Consider the following 23709-nt stretch of genomic DNA (forward strand, 5'->3'; position numbering starts at 1 on the left):
CAAAATTTCACTTTGCAAAAGAATAGCACGGTGTGCTAAATAATTCAAGCACAGTGTGCTAAATAAAATGGAATGTGCTACAATTAGGCCATGCCAAAAAATCAAAACCATGACTCGCAAAGAGAAAAAATTGCCGAAGTCGCTTGGGCCATTGTGAGAAGAGACGGTGTCGAAGCGGCGAGTGTCCGTAACATTGCGAAAGAGTCTGGACTATCTATGGGCGCCATGCGCCATTACTTCCGCAGTCAGGCGGATTTGTATATTTATTTGATGGAGCTCGTCAGCAAAAAGGCGGGTTCGCGTATTGAAGCGTTGATCGCTACTACATCGGCACCTACAATGCTGCAGCTCGTTCATCTGCTTATGCAATTGCTGCCCGTTCACCCCGAAACCAAATTGGAAATGGAGGTATGGCTTTGGTTTAATGCCAAGGCTGCGCGAACGCCCGCTTTAAAACCGTTTAACGCCAAAATATACGAAGAAAACATGCTGCTCATTAAGCTCGTTATTGAGGCGTTGATTTATTTGAACATGGCGAAAAAGCAACTCGATGTTCCATATGAAACGGAACGACTGTATGCCTTGGTTGACGGACTCGCTGTCCATTGCTTTATGCGCCCCGATGCGGCAGACGAAAAGAAAGTAGAATCGACGTTGTTGCGCCACTTGCAAGAACTATGAGCTACGCGCTTCCTCTGGAGCAAAAAAAGGCAGCCGATTTATCGGCTGCCTGATTCCTAGGTTTATTTTCACATTCCATTGCCAAGCGTCAAGCGCAAAACGTCAAAAACATTTATTCTCTGTTTGCTCCTATCGTGGAAAAGGTTGTTTCCCTCTATTCGGTCGACAAATAACACGCCATCCAAATGATCCATTTCATGTTGAATGCAAACGGCTAAATAGTCTTCCGCTTCGAGAATAAACGTTTCCCCTGACCGATTCAAGCTTTTGATTTTAACATATTTCGCTCGTTTGACGAGACCTGTATATCCGGGGTATGAAAGACAAGCTTCATGACCGATCTGTTCGCCTCGGCTTTCCAGCAATTCCGGATTAATGAGCTCAATCAGTCCATCTCCGCAGTCCATCACAATGACTCGCCGAAGAATCCCGATTTGCGGAGCCGCCAAGCCCGCTCTTCCTTCTGCTGCATACAGCGTATCCTTCATATCGTCCAAAAGCTTAACGATTTTGGGACTCACTTCCTCAACCACTCTCGCACGTTTTCTTAAAATAGGGTCTCCGAAAGGGAGAATCGTTTTTTCCGCCATTACTTTAACGCCTCCCACTATGCCCCTTTAATTTGAGATGGAGTATGTACCCATAGCTCGCCAGGAGCACATTCCAAAGCCGTGCATAAAGCATCCATCGTTTCTGCCTTCATCTGCTTGGGCTGGCTTCTCAGAAGTACGCTGATCGACGGAGCCGACAGCTCATACCCTGCCCTTTCTTTCAAAAGCCGCGCCAATTCCGCCCCCGTCCATATGCCCCGTTCCGCCATTATTTTTCTGAGCATCCAAACTAACATGCCGATTCTCCTTCCACTTGTCATGATGAACGGACAAGATATTAGGTGTTGATTAATAATATTAGTTTATGCCTAATTTATTTAATTAACACCTAATATAACAAAGGATGATTCAAAAATAAAGCGACTTCTAAACAATCCTAATCCTCATCCTTAAATGGGGGAACCAGCAGCCGTCTTGCTTGAGCTAGACGAATGATTTCATCTCCTCCTCATGTGTTGGAAACATTAGATGGACTTTCTTTAATGGCCGTCACGCGCAGTCTGGTCGTATCAAGGATCAACTGCTCATCCCGGTAAAGTCGAGGTTTAACAGAGGCTTCAATGTGTTGGTAGATCGACTCTTTATCGGCAGGACTAACATGCTGAAAAAAATAATTCGAGAAACTATCCAGCCACATTCGAATATTTTTACCGCCCTTAAGCGGAGATGGCTTCTCAAAATGCTGAATAAACGTGACGCGGAATCCCGTCTGCTCCAGCAAGCTTGCAAATTGTTGCGCAGTAGGCAAATACCATGGTATTAGTCCTTCCCATGCATATCCGTGCTTTTTCAACGCCTCTTCAATTGCATCCGTCACTGTAACGACATTACCGCTTCCGGCGAATTCGGCCACGAATCGGCCCCCTTCTTTAAGTGCGAGCGAAATCGTGCGGACGGCTGCTTCAGCATCACTAATCCAATGCAGCGCAGCATGGGATACAACGGCATCAAACTGGCTATCCGTTTGGTAGTAGCGAGCATCCTCCACTCGAAAATCCAGCCCCGGATAGTTCTGCTTAGCCTGTTCGATTATTTCCTCCGACAAATCAAAACCGGTTGGGACCGCACCGGCATCCGCAATAGCGGCCATAAGCTGCCCCGCTCCGCAGCCAACGTCCAAAATTCGCTCCCCAGGCTGAGGGTTTAACAAGGATAGTAGTTCTCTCATTCAAATAAAACCTCCTAATTCATTCAACGTGAAATAAATGAGACTATTATAGATATATAATGTCTTTGATTCCCGTAAAAAAATTGCCCTTTATTCATAAGGACAATTCGGCCTTTTTCTCCGGTCGAGTCTAACATGCGTGATCCAACATACGTGAAGGGTATCTCCCTCTTGCAATTAATTGGAGACTTAACATATCTATAATAGCGCCATTATGCTAATGAAGTCAACTCTTCAACTAAGCACCTTGGCTTAACAACATTTGAAGCTCACTTATTTTTTCAATGACCGCACCTTCATCGCTCTGCACCTGTTCTGTCGCTACACGCAAAAGTTCTGGATGCTCGCCAACACATACGGAGTGAACGGCATGTTGAAACATGGAAATATCGTTAGCGTCGTTGCCAAATGCAATAAACTCCCCCGACATTACGCCAAGCTTTTGCAGTCCCGTCCATTTGTTTATGTGTTGCGGGCTAATATCGATAATGTCTTCATTTCCATGACGATATAGGACGACTGGCAGTTTTTTCAGCTCTTCCATCACTTCTTGTTGATTGAAGCTTCGTAAAATGACCGCTTTAACCATTTCATTTAATTGCTCTAGCGGAACCGCTTTTGCTCGTTGTTCGGGATCAATATTGACCCGAATAGGGTGATCAAGGCTGCCGGAAAAAGAGTAGTCCCAGCGACTATCCACTAAATAATCCGCTTCGTATTTATGAATTAAGGCCATAATGGCGTCTGCCGTATTGGAGTCGAATGAAACCGTCGAGACGATCCGGCCGCCCTCAGCCATAAACGCGCCATTGCCGCCCACCATTAAACATTGCTGCAAATGCGGTGGCAAAATCGGCAGCAGATCGCGAATCGGCCTGGCGGAGGCAAAAACAAGGTCGAACCCTTTTTCCACTAAAGAGTCCAGAGCCTTCACCATTAAATGGCTTAACGGTTTCCCTTTAAAACAAATTGTGCCATCCAAATCGAATACAAATTTCATCCTTTTTTCCCCTCTCCTTTCCCACATCTTAGTCCCTTTCTTGTATAATAAAAAGGACGGATGTCCAAAAAGGAGAAGATTATGAAAGCTATCTTAGATGAAGAACGCGTACAATTCTACCTTTCTGCCTTCAACCTCGACGCTATCTTTTTTCAGTCCGTTCCTTCTATCCAAATTCGAACTTATGATCGAAATGAGTTGATTTTGAAAGAAGGGGACCCTTTAGACGGCCTGTATATTCAAGTGGAAGGTCAGACAAAAGTGACGACTAGCGTAGGAACGGGGAAATCGTTGCTGCTCCGATTTTGTTATCCGCTTTCGGTTTTCGGCGATATTGAGCTGATCCAGCATGTTCCGATTCAATCCCAAATCGAGGCCCTTCAACGAACTACCATTCTATTTATTGAGAAAAAAACGGTAGAAGAAGATTTAATGCAAAACCGTGCGTTTATGCATCTTCTTTTACAACATCTCTCCTATAAGCTTCAAACTTGCACGACCGCTTCAAGAATTAATTTATTGTCTTCAGTAGAAGAGCGGGTCGCCAGTTACTTTTTGACGGTGAGGCTGCAAAACGAGTTTGGCATCGAAATGAGCACCCAGCGCAGTCATGAAATTGCTTCTCTGATCGGGACAACTCCCCGGCACTTAAATCGGGTCATCCAAAAGTTATCCGATGCAGGCATCGTCCAAAAAACGAAAAAAAGCATCCTCGTGCTCGATTGGGGACGCTTGGACGAAATTTCAAATGGCTTGCGGTATGATTAAATGTAAACCGTTGATTCACTGGATTAGTCCCATTAAATAATATGATTGATTGACCTTGATTTTGATGCGTGTAAAAAATGTAATGCTAAGGAAACCTTGAAGATTATGATCTTCAAGGTTTCCTTTTTTAATAATCTTTAATATAACCAGCTCAATAGATGTAAAAATCAAAATCTATCTCCGCCTCGATCTCACTAGCGAACTGTATAATTGAAGTTTCCAAATATACTGCAGGCTTTTGGTTTTGTTCTATTTTCAAAACGACAATGAACTTATAAACTAAATCAAATTCTTCCCTTAACTCAATTAATGTTTGTTTTGAATCGGAAATCTCCATCATGATTTTTTCTAAAACTTCAGAAACATATAATGTATCGATATATCCAGTACTTTTACTCCAGCAGCTTTCTTTTCTTGTAAGATTCTTTTTGCTTAACTCTCCCTTATTGTATTGCTCGGTTGGTACGATATTTAATCGTTCGGTAATTATTGAAGGCGAGAAATCATCACCAATAATGCTAAAGTCCACCATTATACTTGTTTTATCCATTTTTATTTTCCCTTATTATTTTATTTTCTCTCCAGTAGAAATTGGCTTTTGACCATTTTTATTATACTTAGGTTTTCTAACTATAAATATTTCCCCCGTCTTTTTATCTACATATAAATCATATTCGGATATTTTTGCTTTCCTTCCTAAATGATCCTTCTTCAATTCATGGGCATCTATCCCTCTTTTTTTAAGGTATTTGTCTTCTATTTTATCTAAGTTACAAGGCCCCTCTGTATTATGAACCCATATCCCCAAATCAGTCACATAATACGTATGGTAATCCTCAACAGTAAAGTTATAAACGGTAACAGGCTCATTTAATTTTACAAACTCTATCCTGTCAATCGTAAGGTCGCTTCCGTCATCCTTCTGAAGCCGGTCTCCTGCTTCCAGTTCGTCTGCAAACACCCAACCTTTACCCTCAACCCAGAACGGATGGTTGTCGGTCGTCTCTATCATTTGCTTGCCAATATGCAATTTTATTATGTCATCGCGCTGGTTTTGATATAGAGCCGTTACTTCCTTATAACCAACTACACCATCAACATGATTCTCATCTTTCGAAAGAACCTTATCCCCGACCTCAATTTCCTCAATCGGCTTTTCCCCTTCATCCGTGAGAACCTTCGTCCCCGCTGTAAAGCAATTGCAGCCTCTAGCCTTGGACTTTCGCTTCATTTTCAGAAACTTTTTAGCTTTTTTGTACTTTTTCGCATATCCCCCGCCAGGAATCAAGCTCCAAGCGGCGTTGCTTCTTAATGAAGCGCCCCATTTGAACTTGCCTTTGCCGCCGCCATATCTGTACATAGCATAATCGAGCGCAACGCCCGTTGCAATGTCGACGACGATCCACACCCATTCGCCATGAGGATCGGCATACATGATGGGATTGTTGTCCGCATATGCGTATGCATTAGTGCCTAAATGGCTGCCTACTCTTACGCCAACCGGGTCTTTTGACAGGAAACGGCCAATTGCTGGGTCATAAAAACGTGCGCCTAAATAATATTTGCCTGTTTCTTGGTCGTACCAGCTTCCAGCATAACGATAAGGATTGTTTTCGTACACCGACTTCAAAGTCGCATCTGTCGGAGCTTTGGACGTGTGGTTCCCCCAAGCGTCATAGCTGTAAGATACTTTAACGGCACCGTTATCATCCAACAAAGCTACAACATCGCCATGCGCATTGTACTGATACCAATAGTTTACACCATTGGAACGGAATACAACCGGACGTCCATTATGATCGTAACCGATTCGGTACAAGATCGAATTGCTCGCGTTCGTGACGTAAGTGACCAGGTTTCCGTCATAATGAAGAGTTTTGACAACTCCGCCTGCCGTAATCGTTTCGCGTCTGCCCAAAGCATCATAGCTAAAAGAAGCAAGTGTCGTCGTTCCGGCAGCGTTTTTCACCGTGCTCAGCTTGTTATCGTCGCCCCACACGTACTGATTTGTGCCATCGCTCAAAACATTCCCGCTATCGTCGTAGGTGTAAGCTTTCCCTCCCACGCTAAGCAAACGGTTTTTCTCTTTGTTATACGTGTAAGCAGTCGTTTGACCACCGTCCACAACCGAAGTGCGATTTCCTACCTCATCATAAGCAAAGGTCTTTTTACCCTGCGCCGTTTCTTCCTCCACCAACTGGCCAAGAGAATCATAATGGTACGAGATGCCTTTCGATGAATCCAGTTCATCCACAATTTTGGTTAAATGGCCGGCAGCATTGTATTCATATTTCCATTTCCCAGTCTCTTTGCCGAGCAGTTCGCTGCGGCTAGTTTCCATTCGCCCGTCTTTATCATACGTGTAGAAATTAGACACATTGCCCGAGAAAACCGACTTTACGAGCCTGCCAGATTCATCGTGTAAATAATAGATCGACTTTTGAGCATGAACGTCCGTATATCGAAGCGGGTTTCCGGCACTGTCATATTCATATTCGTAGCTGAATGTAGTAGCCGTGTTCGGAACCACATTCAATAAGGTTCGGTCGCCCTCCGCATCGTATTCCGCTTCCAAATAACGAGTAGCCGTCGGCTCTAATACTTTGGTCACATTGTTCATTTCATCGAATTCGGCCTTAAACAAAGAAGTGCCGTTGCCATAACTGATCAAGTTATTGTTTAGATCAAACCCGTAGTTGAACGTTTTGGCCCCAAGCTTAACCGAATTAATCCGATTGCCTTGATCATACGTAAGAGTAGTCGTTTTGCCGTTTGCCGACTTTACATTGATCAATCGGCCTGAAGCGTCGTAATTATAATCCCATACCAGAGACTTCGCTGTGCCTGCTATGTTTGAAGCGGATTCCGTCAGCTTGTCCACTTGATTTTGTTCATTGTATTGAACGGAGACGGCATTTTGATTCGGATCTTTAATTTTAGTCAAATTGCCCGACTTATCGTATTCATAAGTGAAAGTCTTGTTCGAGATTGCTCCGCCCAATTGACTTTGATATGGGAACGTAAACGATTTGGCATTGCCGTCCATAAAGTAGTCATACAAAAATGTGTTTCCAAGCGCATCTGTAAATTCTTTAGTATCGCCCGTATTGGCATCGGACACCAGCTTTGTCGTGTTGCCATTAGGCGTTGTTACCGAATTTAAATAATTGCCCTGATTATCGTAGGTGAAAGAGGATCTAAACTCTCCCTCTTGAAGACGAATATTGTCAAAGAAAGCTTTGCCAGCGCCGCCCGCCTCTTTGTAAACTCCGGCCTGTACTTTAGCCGTTCCCTTTGGCAGCATGCTTGTATCAAAAACATAACGTACCCGTTTCCAATCGGTATCTTTATCAGACACAGGCGTTTTAATTCGGGTCAGCTCTTTGTCCGATGCATCGCGCGCGATAAGCAGCAATCCTGACGCTGGCGCATTTACCGTTTTGCCGTAACCAATCAAGGTGTACGTCATTCCCGCTTGAACCGCAATGGATTCCGCACGAACTAACGCCGCTTCTTCCGAGCTGTTTCCAGTTAACAAAATAGACCTTGTTCCAGTAAACGTATTGCTCTTTTTGTAATCGATCGGGCTTCCTTGCGGATCTGTATCTTTACGCTCCAGATTGATCCACTCCGAATAGTTCGTTGCCGACAGCGAGTTCCATCCGTCAGGACGGTTAGTGGCATCGTAATCCTGTTCGAAAGAAGAGTTATCGATTAAGTTATATCCCGCAACTGAACTCGTCGATGGCGCATCTACACGCGTTACTTTCACATCGTCAAAATACGCATTAGCCGTCGCAGCCATATTATCAAACATAAGAACGACCGAAAGATCGTTAAAATCTTTTTCCGCAGTCACGATACGCGATACGTCTTGCCATTCGTTATTCGCGGCATCAAATGCGATCCCGTAATTCCCGATCGTTCCATCGGTGTAGTTCATATTCAACTGGACACGCCATTTAATACCGGTATCCGCCGGAATGCCTTCGCCGAGGCTCCAGCCGGAAATGGAAAACTTGCTGCCCGCTCGTCCGCCAACGGACAAATTTTGTTTTACATACTTGAGCACGCCAGGCGTACCCGTTATACGTTCAGACGATTTTCCAAATTTAAATTTGTTGTAGTTAATCGAAATGCCCGTTACGGCATCGGATGGCGGATACCACTCGTCAGCTTTGGTCGATTTATCCGCATCGAACTCCATGCCCGCATTTGTGACCAGATTGTCGTCCGAACGGCTGGCGCCGCCTTCTACAGCAATATTGTCAAACCAAGCTTCACCTGCGCCCGCAACTCCGAGCTGCACAGTAGCCTTAACGGCATCAGCCGGCGCTTCTATTCCAGTCGATTTACGTGTCCAACCCCGGGCAACCGTATCCGCACCGGACATTGTAAAGCTCTGCTCGACTTTGGTATTGTCCTTTTTGGTCCAAATGACTTTCAGCATCGTTCTTGTCTGTACCGCCGTTTTCAAGCTCATGCTGAACGTATATTTTTGATACTCGTTTACAGGGAATGTAAACGCCGATTCTGCGTCCACACCATCTTGGGACAGGAGATGCAGCGTTTTGAAACCATGGCTGACAATATCGGCTGCCACGGTTTCAAACTTTTCCGAAGCTCCAAGGCTGCCAACTGCTTTCCAGTGAGTCGTTCCATTTTCAAATCCGCTGTTGGCCAAAAGATTATGAGCAAGGCTCAAATCATCCGTTTGACTCGTTAAGTTTCCGTTCGCATCGTAATCCAGCATCGTCGTATTGCCGATACCATCTGATACATCCGTCGGATTATGTTTGCTGTCGTAAAGAGTTCCTTGTACATCGTCGGTACGGTCTTTCACCGAAATCAAGTTTTCATTAGGGTCATAATTCATCCGAATATCGTTGCCGTCAGGGAAATCCACTTCCAGCGGCTTTCCGTCATCTGTGTACGAAATAGCGGTCGATTGCGAATTAGGGTCCTTTACTTCCGTCAATTGATTAAGCTCCGACCAGGTGTAAATCGTTTGCGCCTTCTGATTTGCATTTAATTTCTCGTCTATTTTCGTCACATTGGCATTGTCGTTTGTGGAGTAAACAACGGATTGTTGCTCCGTATCCCCTACTTGTCCGGTTACGCCTGGACCCGTAACGGTTACCGTACGAGGAGACTGCACATACGTATATGTCGAAGCCGATATTTTGCCATCAACCGTATCTGATACTTTGCGAACCCGGTCGTATTGGTCATGCTCGTAATCAGTTGAGTTATTGTCTCCATCCGTCTCCTTCGTCAGCAGCATTCTGCCGGGAGTCGCCGATGACGCAACGTAAGTGTATGCCGTAGAGTTGCTCTCTGAACCTTTGGTCGTTTGCACGCTTTTTAGCGCCCCGGTAGCCGCATCGTACGTATACGCTGCCGTCATTCCGGAAGGAGCTGCCGCGCTTGCGACTTTTCCTTTCGCATCCAGCATCATTGTAAGCTGCCGTCCGGAGGGATCGGTAATGACAATGCTGTCTTTTTGGAAAACATACGAGGTGGCCTGCTTGTTATTGTCCATTACTTTTTCGATACGGCCAGTCGCACGATTAAACACATATTCAATATGCTCGTTTGTTGTGATGACGACTTTTTCATCCGTTCCAGTGCCTTCAAGCTTCAATCCAAGCCCTACTCCAGGCGGTGGAGCATATCCATTCGAACTGCCATCGCTGCCCGACGTTTTTTCAAATAAATAAGTGGTTCCATTCTCATCGAGAAAGGCGTAAGAGCCATGCAAATCCCAAACCTTCATGTCTAGATTGGAAATCCAGTTCGGGCCAAAAAATCCATCAGGAGTCGTTTGACGACTATTGTAATATCGGGTCAAATCCATTCCCAAGCCTCGTCCGTCAACAGATAAATCAGTATCATCTATAAACAGGTTGCCTTTGAACGGCATGACATCTTCGTCTGTATATGTCCAGAAACTGGTCGAGCCGTTCGGGTCCATCGAATACTCAACCGTCATGCTTGGCTGATAGCTGCTATAATTGCTGGACGTAAATCCGACAATCGCAGACGTATCGGGGTTTGCAACGAGCGCCACTCCGTTATTCGGCTTGGAACCGCGATACCAGGCATCTACAGCAGTCGTCAGATCAAAGGAATACGTGCCGGCACCCGTGACGGTAAACGTTTTGCCCGCCATTTGCGTTTTGTTCGGTTTAGAATTCCAGTTGATGGAGTCTTCCTTCCAAGGCTCATTGACTTCATACAAATCCACCTTGGTTGGACTTGCTACAGAAAGGTAGTTGTATAATGAAACGGTCGCTTTTGTAACCAATGCGCCTGTAGGAAGCTGCGGCAAAGGAAAACGTATATACGATTCCGTTTTGCCGTAAGTCGCGTTATTGCCTGCATACACATGATGATATTGGTCAAGTCCAGTTGCCGCAGGCTGTGCGCTGCTGACAAATGTATCTTCATAGTAATTAGGATTTGTTGTGATCGGCGGGTCGATTGTGACCGGATATTGACGGCTTGGATCGTTCAGCCATTTTTCGTCCGCTTTAATATCGATATAAATGCGTCCGCCTTCTTCTCTTATCGTTTGCGTAACTGCGGAGGAAATGTTCGGTATGAGGCCCGCCTCGTACATAAAAGGACGCGGGATCAGAAAGGCGAACCGATTGCTGTCCTTGCGGGTGAATACGATATCGCCTTTTTCCGTTTGCTCATAGTTCAGGTTTTCCAGCCGAACCTCAAAGGTGTAGGAGGAAGGCGCTTTTGGAGAGTAAAGAATAATATCTTCGCGAATTTGATCGGAATCGCCGGTGTATTTAATGTCTGTATCTTTAAAAATATTTTTAAATACAACTTCGTTTCCGTTTACTTTCGGCTTGCTGTTTTTGCCGTTTACAGCGTAGAAATCGATAGCCGTTCCGTCGTATTCATAGTTAAACAGCAATCCTTTTTCTTTAAAATCAATAGGGAAAAAAGCTTCAAACTTGTTCGCTTTTGTTTTGTGTCCCTTGCCCTTGTTCCCTTTTTCGGAGGGCACCAAGTTATTATCGATTGTTTTCCACTCTTCAGACTCGTTATCTTGATAAAAAATTTCCTTGTCATACAGCTCCGCGACAAATTCTCCATCATCTTTGACATAGTGCTTGGAGTTTGCTGTGCGCCAATCTACAATTTCACTTTTTTCACCTTTTTTAGGCCTCTTCGGAAAATCCTTTTTTTTCTTTTTGACCGTGGTCAGCTCGTTAGAGCTCATTTGGTCGACTTTTTTGTTAGGTCCGGCGCTGACAGCGCCTGCAGGAGCCAGCAGCCCGATAATGAGCGAAAGGGACAGCAGGTGGGCAATCCCCACTTGTGTCCGTCTGCGGCTTGGTTTAAACCATTTTTTAAATAAATTTCGTACTCGGCGATTCAATGAAAAGTCCCCTTTACTATGTCGATGATCTAGGATGCAAAAGATAATATATCAATCTTGATATAAAATTTGATAGCGGTATTTGATGGAAAGCTTAATACATCCTTAAAATAGACTTAAACGGAAATTAAGTTTTCAGCCATTTCCTGCCTTACATCCTAAAAGTGTTCCGACTGCCTCGGATGTCCTGATAAAACAAAAAAAGCCGCTAATTTAGCGACTTTTTCAACACTGTATGTGATTTGCAATACATCAATCTAATACAGCAGGAATAACGAAATCCCTTATCAGCGTCCATCTGTCACGCGGATTTGGAGTAAATTCGGATGCTATCGCCACAACCAAATGATGCTTGGGGATACAGCAAATCATATTGCCGCCATCGCCTATTGCCGAGAAGGAAAACAATCCCTCTTCTTCACGGAGCCACCACAAATAGCCATACTGATTAGCAGTCATTGCGATAGATTGTTCAATCCATCTGCTAGATAGGATCAGCTTTCCCTTCCATTCGCCGCGATTTAAATACAATAAGCCGAAGCGAGCCATATCTCGCGGAGTAAGCGTAAGTCCCCATCCTCCAGTAGAGTGGCCTGCCGGATCATGAACCCACCCTTTTACACCGCTGCCAAACAAATCGTCAAATCCAAATGCGCTCATCTCATAATCGGGAATCTCCCTCATGCCTATTGGCCTAAACAGCTGCTCATTGGCATACTGCCGGGCGCTTCTTCCAGTAACGCGGGTAATGACGGTTGAAAGCAGATGCGCTCCGGCAGTTGAGTATTTAAAATCGCCTAGACTGCCCCCTTTCCCGAGCAGGCCGAGCGTATGCTTGATCCAATCCGGCTGCATACACATTTGGTCCAACGGTTCATGCCAATGAGCAAAAGGGTAAGGGGCCGTCATCGTCAAAAGATGGCGCAATGTAACTTCGTTTATAACCGTATTTGCATCATCTATCTCGTAATCAGGGAAAAAATTCAGCACTTTTTGATCGACATCATGAATGTGCCCTTCATCCATGGCTATCCCGATAAGCGCAGACAAGATGCTTTTGGTAACGGAGGCAATATGATGCGCGTGATCCGGCCCATACCCCTGAAAATATTGCTCATAGGCGATACCGTCATCGGTCGCCGCCACAATGCCGTTTATATTCTCATATTCGGTATTTATGGCATTTTCCAACCTGGACAGCTTTTCGGCTTTTTCTATTGAAAGGCTCTGCCGGGACACTTCCCTCTCCTCCATCTTCCGATCATTCCCGATCATGAATAGGCCTCCCCGCTAGACTTACTTTTTCTTTATTGGAAAATAAACCTCCGTTACGTTTGCTTCCGCATTTCCGATTTGATCCGGATTGGTGAGATAAACTTCAAACGGCGAACCCGCGAGTTCATAGCCCTCTATTTCCGTCCACTCTCTAATCCGGGCATACACGGAGGCCAAATCCGAATAGGCGCCTTTTAAAATAGACTTTGCACACAGGGTAGCGGACAGCTCTCGTGTTCCCTTAACGTTTTCAAGAACTGGAACGGCAAACTCTGTGTCATTGCCGTTCGGTTGATGCTCGGCATGATGATAAATGGTCATGGGGGCGCCAAGCGGGGTAAACTTTTGATCGGCTATCTTTTCAAATAAATGGCGAAAATATTTCCCGTAACCAACGGCGTAATCCCCCTTTTTCATCGTTTGGCGTACATAAAGGATATTGAAAGGGCCGAATTCCGCCAGTTGAACATCTATACGGTCAAGGTAAGACATGAAAGGAATACCCTTATTCAAATCCGCAAGATCATCGTTCATTTGGTTCAAAGTTTGCCGAAGAGCGTTCATTTCCGCTTTCAACTCATTTCGTTTGTGCTGAAGAGCCAAATAAAGAACTTGGTCCGATTGCTCCTCTTCCAGCTCCAACAACGTTTTGATTTCTTCCAAAGAAAATTGATAGGACTTCAGGCGATTAATAACCAACATTTGTTTCAGCTGCGCTATGGAATAATAGCGATATCCAGTTTCAACATTCGTTTCGCTAGGGATTAATAAGCCATGCTCATTGTAATAGCGAAGGGTTTTAGCAGACACGCCGCATATTTTTGAAAATTGTCCAATCGAAAGCAAACCTCCACCCCCAATGATTCGTTTCCATATCTATCGTTCCCGCACTAGCTTGCGGTGCTCCACTCCAATGTACACCTTCCCCCGAGGGAAGAGTCAACGACGAATTTTGCAAAAAAAAAGGACCTTGAAGCTTCCTTCAAGGTCCTTCATTACATGTTCCAAGGCAGGATGCTCTACGATCCCCGCTATTCGACTTGCAATTGCCGTTTCATCGTGACCATATCGATCCAGCCCCTATGTTCGGCAATTTTACCGTCCGCAATGCGGTATTGGCGGTACAACGTGATATCAATCGCTTTTCCTGTAGGGGGGCTTCCAAAGAAAATCCCTTGCTGCGTACCTTTTACAGTCATACGGACAAGCACTTGATTCTCTTGAGCCGTCATTTTTTCAAGCGTATACTGCTTATCGGGAAAGGCTTCCAATATCATTTTTGCAAATCGGACGAGTCCTTCCTTGGATTGATACGATAACTCCTTATAATCGTCCGACAAATAGGTTTCCAAACAGCTCCAATTGCTCTGATTCCAAAACAACTCAATAAATGCAGTAACGATCTCCTTGTTAGATGTCTCCGTCGCATAGGTCATTCCCATTCTCTCCTTTGTTTTTTGGTATATTAAGACTGTAGTTGAGGAAGCAGCGTCCCGGTATCAAACCAGCCGCGATGCGCTGTTATTTGTCCGTCCTTCAGGTGGAATTCGCGGAATTGCGTAACGTTCACCACTTTCCCGGTAGCCGCGTGGCCGGCAAATGTACCTGTATGTTTAGCGGTAATGATGATTCGTGCTGTCGCCTCTGCTTGCTCCGCCAAACAATCGGCTAATTCCCATTGCCAATTTGAAAAGGCCTCTTTCATTTCCTCGACAAAAAACTGATCGGTAATCTCCAATTCCGATCTATTGGACAGATCTGCAATAAAGTCCTGAACCGCTTCCCGATTTTGCTCGTACATTGTTTTCAATTTACTTTGCTCCTTTATTTAAAAATAGTTTTATTAATGTTACCTTTTGGTCACCTTTTAAACAAAAAAATAAGAACTCACAATTACACGTAGATTTCATCCTTTTCCGATTCAGCCTCTGTTCCGTCCGCCGTCAAGCGGGTCAATTTCAACAATTGCTCAATTGCTCCATCGACACGGTCTCTTACATCGCTATCCACCGGATTGCCTTTCTCATCCACTCCGCCCCAGCCATACCCGATTGAAACCCATTGCGGACAATTGATGCCATGCAAATTACGCACAATGCTTTGCAAATGCAGCAAGGAGCAAACTCCCGACGGGCCGCCTGCAGAGCTAACGGACAATACCGGCTTTCCTTCTACCAAATTTCCGCTCAAATAATCCAATGCATTTTTCAGTACGCCCGAGATGGAGCCATGATATTCAGGGGTTGCGAAAATGAATCCGTCTGCGCTCCCCACTTCTGCAATGATCCGCTTGGCATTGTCGTTCAGGTCGACATAATCCGGAGAATAAAGCGGCAAAACCAGTTGACGCAAATCGATAAAAGAAACCTCCACCTTCCTCGCTATTAAACCTTGTTCCATATACCTCGCTAGCTTCGTACTTGAGGCTCCTTCGCGGTTGCTTCCAGCCAACAAAACAATCTTCATCCCGATCAATCCTTTCCTCATTTGAAAGTTTGTGTTAACATGTGACTATTGAGTCACTTTTGTTAATTTCATAATACGTTACTATTTGGTAACATGTCAAGCGTTGTAATTGATTTACTCAAATTCATTTGAAAGGAGCCTGCACTTGGAAAATGAAGTGTTCAAGGCGCTGGCCGATCCAAATCGGCGGAAACTGCTTGATTTGCTTCATGCTTCGGACGGCAGAACGCTAGGCGAATTATGTTTGCCGCTGGATATGACAAGGTTCGGTGTCATGAAACATCTGAACATTTTGGAAGAAGCCGGACTAATTACAACCAAAAAAGCGGGCCGGGAAAAGCTGCATTATTTAAACGCCGTCCCCATTCGCCAAATTTACGACCGCTGGGTCAGCAAATATTCCGAGCCTTGGGTTATGCAGCTTACTTCTATTCAAAACGAACTGGAGCGTGAATTCGCAGTGGAAAATAAACCGCGACATATCCATAGAATTGCCATTAAGGCAACGCCCGAAAAGGTTTGGCAAGCTTTAACCGATCCGGCCCAAACCTCGAAGTTTTGGTTCAATTGCTCGATCCACTCGGACTGGCAAGAAGGCTCTTCATTTGAGCTTGTGGATTTGGAAGGCAGAAAAAAAGCGGAAGGGACTCTTATCGAAGTTGATCCTCCTCACAAATTGATTATGCGTTGGACGTTCCATTCCTTTCCCGGCACCGAAAACGACTCCCCTTCGCGCATTGCTTGGACTATCGAGCCGCATGGGGAGTTTCAGGGCGTCACTCTACTTACAGTTGTTCATGATGAGTTTGAACAAGCCAAGGCTACCGCCCAAATACTCGAAAACGGTTTGCCGATTGTCCTTTCGGGAATGAAGTCGCTGCTTGAAACCGGGATTTCACTAACTGGCAATTAATCGGCCCTTATTTCCGAATACCAAAAAGGCAACGCTTCATGTACGCGATTCCGCGTATTGAGCGTTGCCTTTGCAGTATATGTGGTGCCAGCCATCCATCTGTCAGTCAGCAACATTTCTGGGTAGTCCGGCAAAATAAACTTCGTCAACCACACTAAGCTTGACCCTGTTCCTGCCGCCAGCCTTTGCCTCGTATAAAGCTAGATCGGCTGCTTTGATCAGCCCTTGAACCCCGTTATGCACTACAGATTCGCTTGCGAAATCTGCAAAAGCTAGTCCAAAACTCGCTGTAACGATAAGCTCTGCGCCTGGCAACCGCAAGCTCCCGGAGGCTATTGCCGCCCGCAGCCGTTCAGCGGCACCTACCGCCTGCTCCCGATTTAACCCCGGCATAGCCAAGACAAACTCTTCTCCGCCATATCTGGCGAGTACGTCATCCGGGCGCAGTACGCTGCGGCAAATGTCCACCACATGATTCAGCGCCTGATCACCGGCATCATGGCCATAGTCATCATTTACCCGTTTAAAATAATCAATGTCGAACAATAAAATGGAAAATGGCTCGCCGTTAGCCGCAGCGCTAGCCAGGAGCGATTCGTTAAGCTGCATAAAATGAGTCCGATTGTAAATGCCGGTCAATCCGTCATAATACGCTTGCTTGCGAAGCTGCTCTTGCAAACGCACACGTTCCGTAATATCAATCCACACCATAAGTTTGCCGATATCGTGCCCGATTCTTTTTCGGACGGTGGAGGCACGAATTTGATAGTGAAAAGTTTGACCGTTGATTTTCCACTCGACTTCCGCCTGCAAGCTTCTAGAGTCAGCCCCTCCCGACTCTTCTCCTTCGACAGACGCGATAGGCTCGACTAAGACTGCTTCGGTATGCTTTTTCCATAACGGTTCAATAGACATGCCAATGGCATTAGGAGACAGCTCCGGAATAACAACCGCTGCGGCCGGATTGTAATCGACAAGCCGATTGTCGCGGTCCAGTACAACAACGCCATCCCCCATGCTTTCAAATAAATAATCTCGCGCAATCGGAGCGACGTTCAGCATCCCTTTTGAAGCGAGCGCCCACATATACAAAGCGGATGTCACGGCCATAATGATCGGTATGGGATCGATCCCTTCCGGCGTCATGTTGCTCAAATAAGCAAAATCACCGATTAGCGGCAGCAAAAGGCCGATCATCATCGTCATATGCTGGAGCCGGTAAGATGACTTCATTCGCTTCCAATGGGCTAACAGCAAAATGAATGCCATCGCCATGCAGCCGAACGTGTAGCCACCTTGAATGATATACCAAGGACCGGCATCGAGATGAACCCGTAAAAAAGAAGTCCCTTCACTAACTGTCACGGAGCGGTAGTAAAACGAATGCAGCTCGCTCGTGGATACTAGCAACGCGGTCACAAGCGGGATTACAAATAAAGAAATTCGCAAGCGCCGGGTTAAATACCTATCCATGCCAAGAAAATACATAATGAGCAGCAAGCTGAGCGGCGGCAGAAACGGCATTCCCCAATACTCCACCTTAATCCAGAGCATGGCCTCCTGAAGCGAATCCGCCGATTTTTCCAAAGCCGCTCCAAAAATATAGATGGCCGACAAAAAACTAAGCGCAATAAAAGATTTGGTCATAGGCTGCTTTGCCCTATTGAACCATACGTAAATGCCCATAATTATATTAATGACGCCGGCGGTTATGATCAATGTAATAATAGTCGATTGTGGCGTTCCCATAGCTTCGTACACTCCACTTCAAGATGTGCTATTGCGTTTTGATAGTGTCCAAATACCTACCCACATCCTACCACACAACTCTACTGTTGTGGGAGTGTCTTGTCGAATGATGCCGCATACGGTGCCGTTTGCCTATTACAACTTAAGACCCGTCCACTGCCAGTACCCATAATAAAAGGCTACCATTAGCAATACATGCAAAACGATGAGCACGGCGCTGAGCCGAAGCAAATCTTTAGGCGCAAACGTTTCCCGATCCATTTCCTGAAACAATAGAAGCGCCTTCGAGCTAACCGGGAACGTCAAGCAATAATCCATGCCGATCGTTCCGATAAATAGAACAGCTACAGGATTGAGCTGGAGCGCAGATGCCAAATATAGAAGCGGAGGAACCATGACAATAGCCCTCGTTGTATGCGAAGTCATGTAAATATGGGAAGTGAGCGACAACAAAACAACAGCGGCCAATGCCGCAAATGTCGAGCTTCCATCCAAAGAACCTGTTGCGGCAAACAGCGTATCTTTGATCCAATTTGAAGCTCCCGAATCGATAAGCGCCTGACCGAGCGCAAGAGCGGCGCCAACAAACACAATTAAATTCCAGGAAACGTGCTTGATGCCTTCTTTCCAAGAAATAACGCCGAGCTTGGGCATGGTGAGCAGCAGGACGCCAAGCATCGTAACCATCGCGATATCGAGCTTATGCCAAGACTCTGTCAACCATCCCGCTATCATCGCCAAAATAATATAAAGCGTTCTTTTTTCCGTGCTGGAAAAAGAGAAAAACTGCGATGCGCGCCGAGAGGTGGACTCGTTGGAGTGAAGCTCTATTCCTCCCTGTGCCGTGTCATTTGCAGAACGGCTCCATTTGACAGGGCCGAGCCGCTGCTCTTTGGTCAAAAACATTCGTATGAGAACCCAGCAGGAAACATAGCTGGAAACAATACCGAAAGGCAATCCCCATACGAGCCATTGAATAAAAGATATCCCTTCTCCAGAAAACTGCTTCAGCAAATCTACCGCAATCAGATGAGAACCGGCCCCGATTAGAGTGGATACCGTCGAAAGAAGAATAACTGTCGGCATCAACAGCGCCATTGCCTTGACTACTTTACAATCCTCTATATAACCTGCCAAGCTGCGGAACACGGGAACGGTGACCGATGCCCGCCCTGAAGTGGACGGGATAAACAAGGCTAGCGGCTGAAGCACGGTCGCGAGCAGCCAGAACAGTCCTTGAACCGTCTTCGCCCGGTTAAGCAGCGTCATCGTGAGCCTGCCTGCAAGTCCTGTCGCCTGCAAAGCCCCTCCCAAAATAAACGTGCCGATCATGAGCCATACGATATCAGAAGATAGCGAATCAAATAATAGCTCCTGCTCTCCGCCGCCCGACAAAATAATAAATATAACAGTAAAAATGGCAACGTAGGCGGAATTGAACTTACTAGTCGTCCATAAAATCGTGGCCATACCAAGGGCAAACAGGGTTAGCTTGCCTTCCCCCGACAACCCGTGGAATAACGCGACCGCAACGCCCCACAAAATAAGCAGCACGATAGAGAGACGGTATTTGCGTATTTCTTCTTTAAGCACCACATGAATAGATGAATTCGGCGGCAACGTTTTGCGCAGTCCAGCATAGGACCGCCGAAGCATTCCGGCTATCGTCTCCGTCATGAGGCATGCCCCCCGCTGACCGCGCCCGCTCCGAGCCGATATCCGACCAATATCGTCCGCATCGCATTTTCCGAGCTGTCCGTCAGCCACTCTTCCGCCTGTTGAAAAGCTTCTTCCAGCGTAGCCGGAGCCTGCAAAATGCTCGTATACGCATCAATGCCGCAGTCGTAGTTCACTCGCGCGTCTTTCCCGATCGTACCGGCAAACGCAAACACCGGGATGCCTCTCCGTTTCGCCTTGGCAGCTACCTCAGACGGAATTTTGCCATGCGGCGTCTGGAAATCGATGCTGCCCTCCGCCGTAAACACAAGATCGCAATGCTGAAGCATATCATCAAGATTCATATATTCGGAAATAATGTCATAGCGGGAATGAAGATGTGCGCCTAGCAGCGCCTTGAGCCCTGCGCCAAGCCCTCCCGACGCTCCGCAGCCGGGGGCGGTTCGCACATCGATTCCGATGTCGCCCTCTATTACTTTCGCGTAACGCTCCAATGCGGCTTCAAGCTCCCTCACTTGTTCAGGCGTAGCGCCTTTTTGCGGCCCGAACACTCGGGCTACGCCTTTGGGACCGCAAAGCCGGTTATGCCAATTGCATGCAACGTCAATGCGAATGCCCCGTAGCCGCGGGTCCAGAGCAGACAAATCAATTCGCTCCAATCCCAGCAAACCCACTGCTCCGCGCTTTTGGATTTCGCAGCCGTCTTTGTCCAGCATACGGGCGCCCAGCGCTTGCGCCATCCCGGCTCCGCCATCGGACGTACCCGAATCGCCGCAGCCAAACAATATTTGCTCCGCTCCTAAATCCAATGCGGCCAGAATCATTTCGCCCACACCATATGTCGTCGTTAAAGCGGGGTTGCGCATGTCTCGCGGAACATGCCGCAGCCCGGCCGCAGCTGCCATTTCGATTACGGCCGTTCGCGGCCCGTCCCCTCCAAGAAACCCAAAGACCGCTTCGAGCGGACTTCCGACTGGACCCGTAACCGTTGTTTGGACAAGCTCTCCCGAAGTTACCCGCACCAACGTTTCAGCAAAGCCCTCTCCCCCGTCTACCATTGGAATGGAGAGAACCTCCGCCTCCGGCATAACTCTCTTAATCCCTCTTTCAATGCAAGTCGCCGCATTTTCCGCATTTAAACTTTCTTTAAATCCCGATGGGACTACCACGATTTTCATTTTGCTTTCCCCTCTCCGCTGCACCGTTTATGGAATACTTTTCCGTCGATATGTAGCCATTGTAACGATCGATTCCGTGAACGCCGTGAGAGTAAGATTAGAAAGCGATGAGAGTAGAATGAGAAAACAGAAAAAATCCCGCCAGTGCATTGGCGGGATTTCGCTTAATTCTATTGCGAAGCAGGTTAATAAATATTAAGGCTGCTGCTCTTCATCAAAAAGGTTGGCATACACTTTCCAGCTTCCGTCTCCCATCTTCTTCATCAAATAAAGCGAGTCCGAAGTGAGCGTTTCTTTGCTTTCTTGGCCATTTTCAGTTGTTGTCAACTCGTAGCTGCCGCCCGTCGATTCCACGATAGCGAACCGATCCGCTTTATGCAAAACGGTTAGAACGGGTTCTTTTGTATCCGCATAATTCAGGACAATTCCTTCTTCCTTCATTTCAAGCAAAGCATTCGCAATTACATAATTGAGGGCAAACTGATAGCCAGTAGAGTAGCTTTCATTCAGTTCATGCAAACGATCCAACTGCTTTGCATTTACTGCGTCTTTGAACGTTGTATCGGACTTCTTCACAAGCTCGAACAAGGCGGAATCTTCCGGCAGATCGCTAGCTTGCATATCCAGTGCGCGCGTCAGCATGACTACCGCTTCGGCACGTTTAGCAGAAGCGAAGGGCTGGAATTCCAACTCCGTTTTTCCATAAACGATACCTGTTTCATAAGCGGCCGCTATCGACTCTGTTGCAAAATAGTCCGGCACGTCAACAAAAGGAAGGTCGCGTGTAACATCCGCAAAATCGATGGAGCTTTTAAATGCTCTTACGATCATTGTTGCAAGCTCGCCACGGTTAATTTTTTTGCCCGGCTCAAACTGAGCGTCGCTTGTTCCGTTTACTATACCAAGCGAACTCGCAATGCGAATAGGCTCGTAATACCATTTAGTCGGTTCCACGTCGGCAAAAGCTTTGCCGCTCGCTTTGCTTTCTAGTCCGAGACCGCGTACGAGCAATGCGACAAACTCAGCACGGGTAACGCTTTGCTCCGGCTTTACCGATACAGATCCGTCTCCATTTTGGTAACCTTTAATCAAATCGGCCATAACAAAATGATCCAGCTCCGCATACGCCCAATGATCTTCGATGTCAATTGGAAGATACATGTTTAGCGAAGGCGGCTCCGCATCGCTTGCGGCGGCAGGCTGAACAGGCCAAAGTAGTACGGCAGCGAGTGCAATAGATGATACGATGGATAATACCTTTTTCAATTTCATAAGCTCCTCTATCCTATTTTCAAGTCCATCAAGAAGGATAACAGAGCCGGAGCCTGCATTCTAGCGGTAAATAATAACTTCGATTTAAGGTTGAACACCAGCTCATAATCGCTGCCATTTACCGATAATAATAATGAGAGCTAGCCCATTTGCCACGATCAAATCTTTTGTACTCGACTATTCCAGCTACAGCGCTAGTCAAGCCCGTAGCCCATGACTTTCATTGTTTCTTCTAACCGCAACACTCGCTTTATTTAACAACTTCCATTTCAATAACCGTGTCGGTAATTGGCAACGCCTTTAGTTTGACGTAATCCCCAACTTCCACTTCCGCATTTTTCACTAACTCATGATTATTTTCCCCAACCTGTATAAAATAGTGATCACTTGCCCATTTCCCCTCGCCATCAAACCATTTCTTTTCCACAAGCCCTTCTATTTCGGCCAGACTCCCTGCTGCCCATAAAATGAGGTCTATGACATGCACTAAAGCAGCAATACCTACAACAATGGCCATAACGAAGCAAAATAAACCGACTATCCATCTGCCGATTGTTCCCAGCGCGGGATGAGAAGGACTGCCGCTTCCGTTACTTTTTGACTTTAACAAAAACTTTCGTCCTAAACCAACGAAAGTAAAACACAAAAAACAAAGAAACAACGCCTTAGAAATGAGGTATGCATGGAGATTATTATTAAACACGGTAAAAAACAAAACGATTACGCCAAATAAAGCGATTAACATAATCATGAAGAAAGATGAAAATTTACTTTCAGCTGTCAAAAATGCAGGCTTTCCCAAATTCAACAAAACGTTCCCCTTTCTGAATTACAAAATAACACTTCCGAACGATGACTCTAGATGCAAACATATCTTGAATGCGGCATTCGGTATGACAAATCTCCCTTCATTACGACATTATAGGACATTATACTCATAACAAAAAGAGAAATTTGGAAATAAAAAAACCGCGCTTAGCGCGGCTGATGAGTACTATTATTGGAAATAAGCTTGATAGTCAAAATATTGAGTGAACGGAGAACAAGCTCCTTCTACCGTATACGTATCATTTGGCAAGTTTGGCAATGACACGTTATCGCCGTAAACCTGATTATAGAGGGTTTGGCCGCTGCTGTTTTTGACTGACAACGTCCACCAAGCACTACTGCCCAACGCTGTTACATCTACAATTAGTGTGCCTGATCCGGTTATGTTTTTAATAATTCGGCAACTAGGTTGACTTTTCGCCACGGCTGGAGCGGTAGTTGGAGCAGCGGTTAGCGGCATTACCGGAATGAGGGCCATTAACAGAGAACTAATCGCAACAACGAGCAGAACTTTTCTTCTTATCATGGTTTCCTACCTCCCTTTATTTGGAACTATTATCCATTATAGTTTAGGCTAGCCAAGCCGATTTTGTAAATGTGCCGTTCGTCGCGCTTTGCCTGCTCCATTAAATAAGTGCGTCGGTCATTCTAGTACTGCAAAATTTGCGAAAGGAAAAGATAAGCTGTCGAAAAAAATAGGCAAACTAACCAGGCTATCCGGCAT

20 protein-coding genes are annotated in these 23709 nt (G+C 46.0%); 3 read left to right on the forward strand and 17 right to left on the reverse strand.

Going from position 1 to position 23709, the window contains the following annotated elements; translation table 11 throughout:
- The first annotated feature begins 90 nt into the window (after positions 1–90).
- Complete coding sequence (locus ACFQZE_RS04980; protein WP_379354266.1) at positions 91–681, forward strand: TetR/AcrR family transcriptional regulator; 591 nt, start codon at positions 91–93, stop codon at positions 679–681.
- A 68-nt stretch (positions 682–749) separates the two neighbouring features.
- On the opposite strand, the gene def is transcribed toward ACFQZE_RS04980, so the two are convergent.
- From def to ACFQZE_RS05000, 4 genes are all read right to left on the reverse strand, one after another.
- On the reverse strand, positions 750–1271 hold the full coding sequence (def, locus tag ACFQZE_RS04985; protein ID WP_379354268.1) for a peptide deformylase: 522 nt from the start codon (positions 1269–1271) through the stop codon (positions 750–752).
- Positions 1272–1288: 17 nt separating this feature from the next.
- Positions 1289–1528 carry a helix-turn-helix domain-containing protein gene (locus tag ACFQZE_RS04990; RefSeq protein WP_379354270.1) on the reverse strand — a complete coding sequence of 80 codons (240 nt, stop codon included), beginning with the start codon at positions 1526–1528 and terminating at the stop codon, positions 1289–1291.
- Positions 1529–1740: 212 nt separating this feature from the next.
- On the reverse strand, positions 1741–2460 hold the full coding sequence (locus tag ACFQZE_RS04995; protein ID WP_379354272.1) for a class I SAM-dependent methyltransferase: 720 nt from the start codon (positions 2458–2460) through the stop codon (positions 1741–1743).
- A 238-nt stretch (positions 2461–2698) separates the two neighbouring features.
- Positions 2699–3460 (reverse strand): HAD-IIB family hydrolase, encoded by a 762-nt coding sequence (locus ACFQZE_RS05000; protein ID WP_379354274.1) that lies wholly within the window; start codon positions 3458–3460, stop codon positions 2699–2701.
- Positions 3461–3541: 81 nt separating this feature from the next.
- On the opposite strand from ACFQZE_RS05000, the gene ACFQZE_RS05005 reads away from it, so the two are divergent.
- Positions 3542–4228, forward strand: a complete 687-nt coding sequence (locus tag ACFQZE_RS05005; RefSeq protein ID WP_379354276.1) for a Crp/Fnr family transcriptional regulator — start codon at positions 3542–3544, stop codon at positions 4226–4228.
- A 151-nt stretch (positions 4229–4379) separates the two neighbouring features.
- On the opposite strand, the gene ACFQZE_RS05010 is transcribed toward ACFQZE_RS05005, so the two are convergent.
- From ACFQZE_RS05010 to ACFQZE_RS05040, 7 genes are all read right to left on the reverse strand, one after another.
- Positions 4380–4778, reverse strand: a complete 399-nt coding sequence (locus ACFQZE_RS05010) for a DUF4279 domain-containing protein (RefSeq protein WP_379354278.1) — start codon at positions 4776–4778, stop codon at positions 4380–4382.
- A gap of 15 nt (positions 4779–4793) precedes the next feature.
- Entirely contained in the window at positions 4794–11627 is a 6834-nt protein-coding gene (locus ACFQZE_RS05015; protein WP_379354280.1) for a DNRLRE domain-containing protein, read from the reverse strand.
- A gap of 252 nt (positions 11628–11879) precedes the next feature.
- Positions 11880–12881: a serine hydrolase domain-containing protein gene (locus ACFQZE_RS05020; RefSeq protein WP_379355512.1), complete on the reverse strand. Its 1002-nt coding sequence runs from the start codon at positions 12879–12881 to the stop codon at positions 11880–11882.
- Between the two features lie 42 nt (positions 12882–12923).
- Positions 12924–13748: a MerR family transcriptional regulator gene (locus ACFQZE_RS05025; protein ID WP_379354282.1), complete on the reverse strand. Its 825-nt coding sequence runs from the start codon at positions 13746–13748 to the stop codon at positions 12924–12926.
- A 185-nt stretch (positions 13749–13933) separates the two neighbouring features.
- Positions 13934–14338, reverse strand: coding sequence for an ester cyclase (locus tag ACFQZE_RS05030; RefSeq protein WP_379354285.1), 405 nt, complete (start codon positions 14336–14338; stop codon positions 13934–13936).
- 29 nt (positions 14339–14367) lie between these two features.
- Complete coding sequence (locus tag ACFQZE_RS05035) at positions 14368–14703, reverse strand: ester cyclase (protein ID WP_379355514.1); 336 nt, start codon at positions 14701–14703, stop codon at positions 14368–14370.
- A gap of 92 nt (positions 14704–14795) precedes the next feature.
- Positions 14796–15368, reverse strand: a complete 573-nt coding sequence (locus ACFQZE_RS05040) for an NADPH-dependent FMN reductase (RefSeq protein ID WP_379354287.1) — start codon at positions 15366–15368, stop codon at positions 14796–14798.
- A 145-nt stretch (positions 15369–15513) separates the two neighbouring features.
- On the opposite strand from ACFQZE_RS05040, the gene ACFQZE_RS05045 reads away from it, so the two are divergent.
- A complete protein-coding gene (locus tag ACFQZE_RS05045; RefSeq protein ID WP_379354289.1) occupies positions 15514–16281 on the forward strand; it encodes an ArsR/SmtB family transcription factor in 768 nt (255 codons plus the stop codon).
- 102 nt (positions 16282–16383) lie between these two features.
- On the opposite strand, the gene ACFQZE_RS05050 is transcribed toward ACFQZE_RS05045, so the two are convergent.
- The 6 genes from ACFQZE_RS05050 to ACFQZE_RS05075 form a co-directional block, all read right to left on the reverse strand.
- Positions 16384–18030: a histidine kinase N-terminal 7TM domain-containing diguanylate cyclase gene (locus ACFQZE_RS05050; RefSeq protein WP_379354291.1), complete on the reverse strand. Its 1647-nt coding sequence runs from the start codon at positions 18028–18030 to the stop codon at positions 16384–16386.
- 135 nt (positions 18031–18165) lie between these two features.
- The gene (locus ACFQZE_RS05055; protein WP_379354293.1) at positions 18166–19707 is read right to left on the reverse strand and encodes an SLC13 family permease; all 1542 of its coding nucleotides are present in this window, start codon (positions 19705–19707) and stop codon (positions 18166–18168) included.
- On the reverse strand, positions 19704–20885 hold the full coding sequence (locus ACFQZE_RS05060; protein WP_379354295.1) for a glycerate kinase family protein: 1182 nt from the start codon (positions 20883–20885) through the stop codon (positions 19704–19706). The genes ACFQZE_RS05055 and ACFQZE_RS05060 overlap by 4 nt, the downstream gene beginning before the upstream one ends.
- 195 nt (positions 20886–21080) lie before the next feature.
- Positions 21081–22151: an S-layer homology domain-containing protein gene (locus ACFQZE_RS05065; protein ID WP_379354297.1), complete on the reverse strand. Its 1071-nt coding sequence runs from the start codon at positions 22149–22151 to the stop codon at positions 21081–21083.
- Between the two features lie 256 nt (positions 22152–22407).
- Positions 22408–22965 (reverse strand): hypothetical protein, encoded by a 558-nt coding sequence (locus ACFQZE_RS05070; protein WP_379354299.1) that lies wholly within the window; start codon positions 22963–22965, stop codon positions 22408–22410.
- Between the two features lie 189 nt (positions 22966–23154).
- Positions 23155–23511 carry a hypothetical protein gene (locus tag ACFQZE_RS05075; protein ID WP_379354301.1) on the reverse strand — a complete coding sequence of 119 codons (357 nt, stop codon included), beginning with the start codon at positions 23509–23511 and terminating at the stop codon, positions 23155–23157.
- Between the last annotated feature and the right edge of the window lie 198 nt (positions 23512–23709).

The organism is Paenibacillus sp. GCM10027627 (genome assembly GCF_042675505.1).
GTDB lineage: Bacteria > Bacillota > Bacilli > Paenibacillales > Paenibacillaceae > Pristimantibacillus.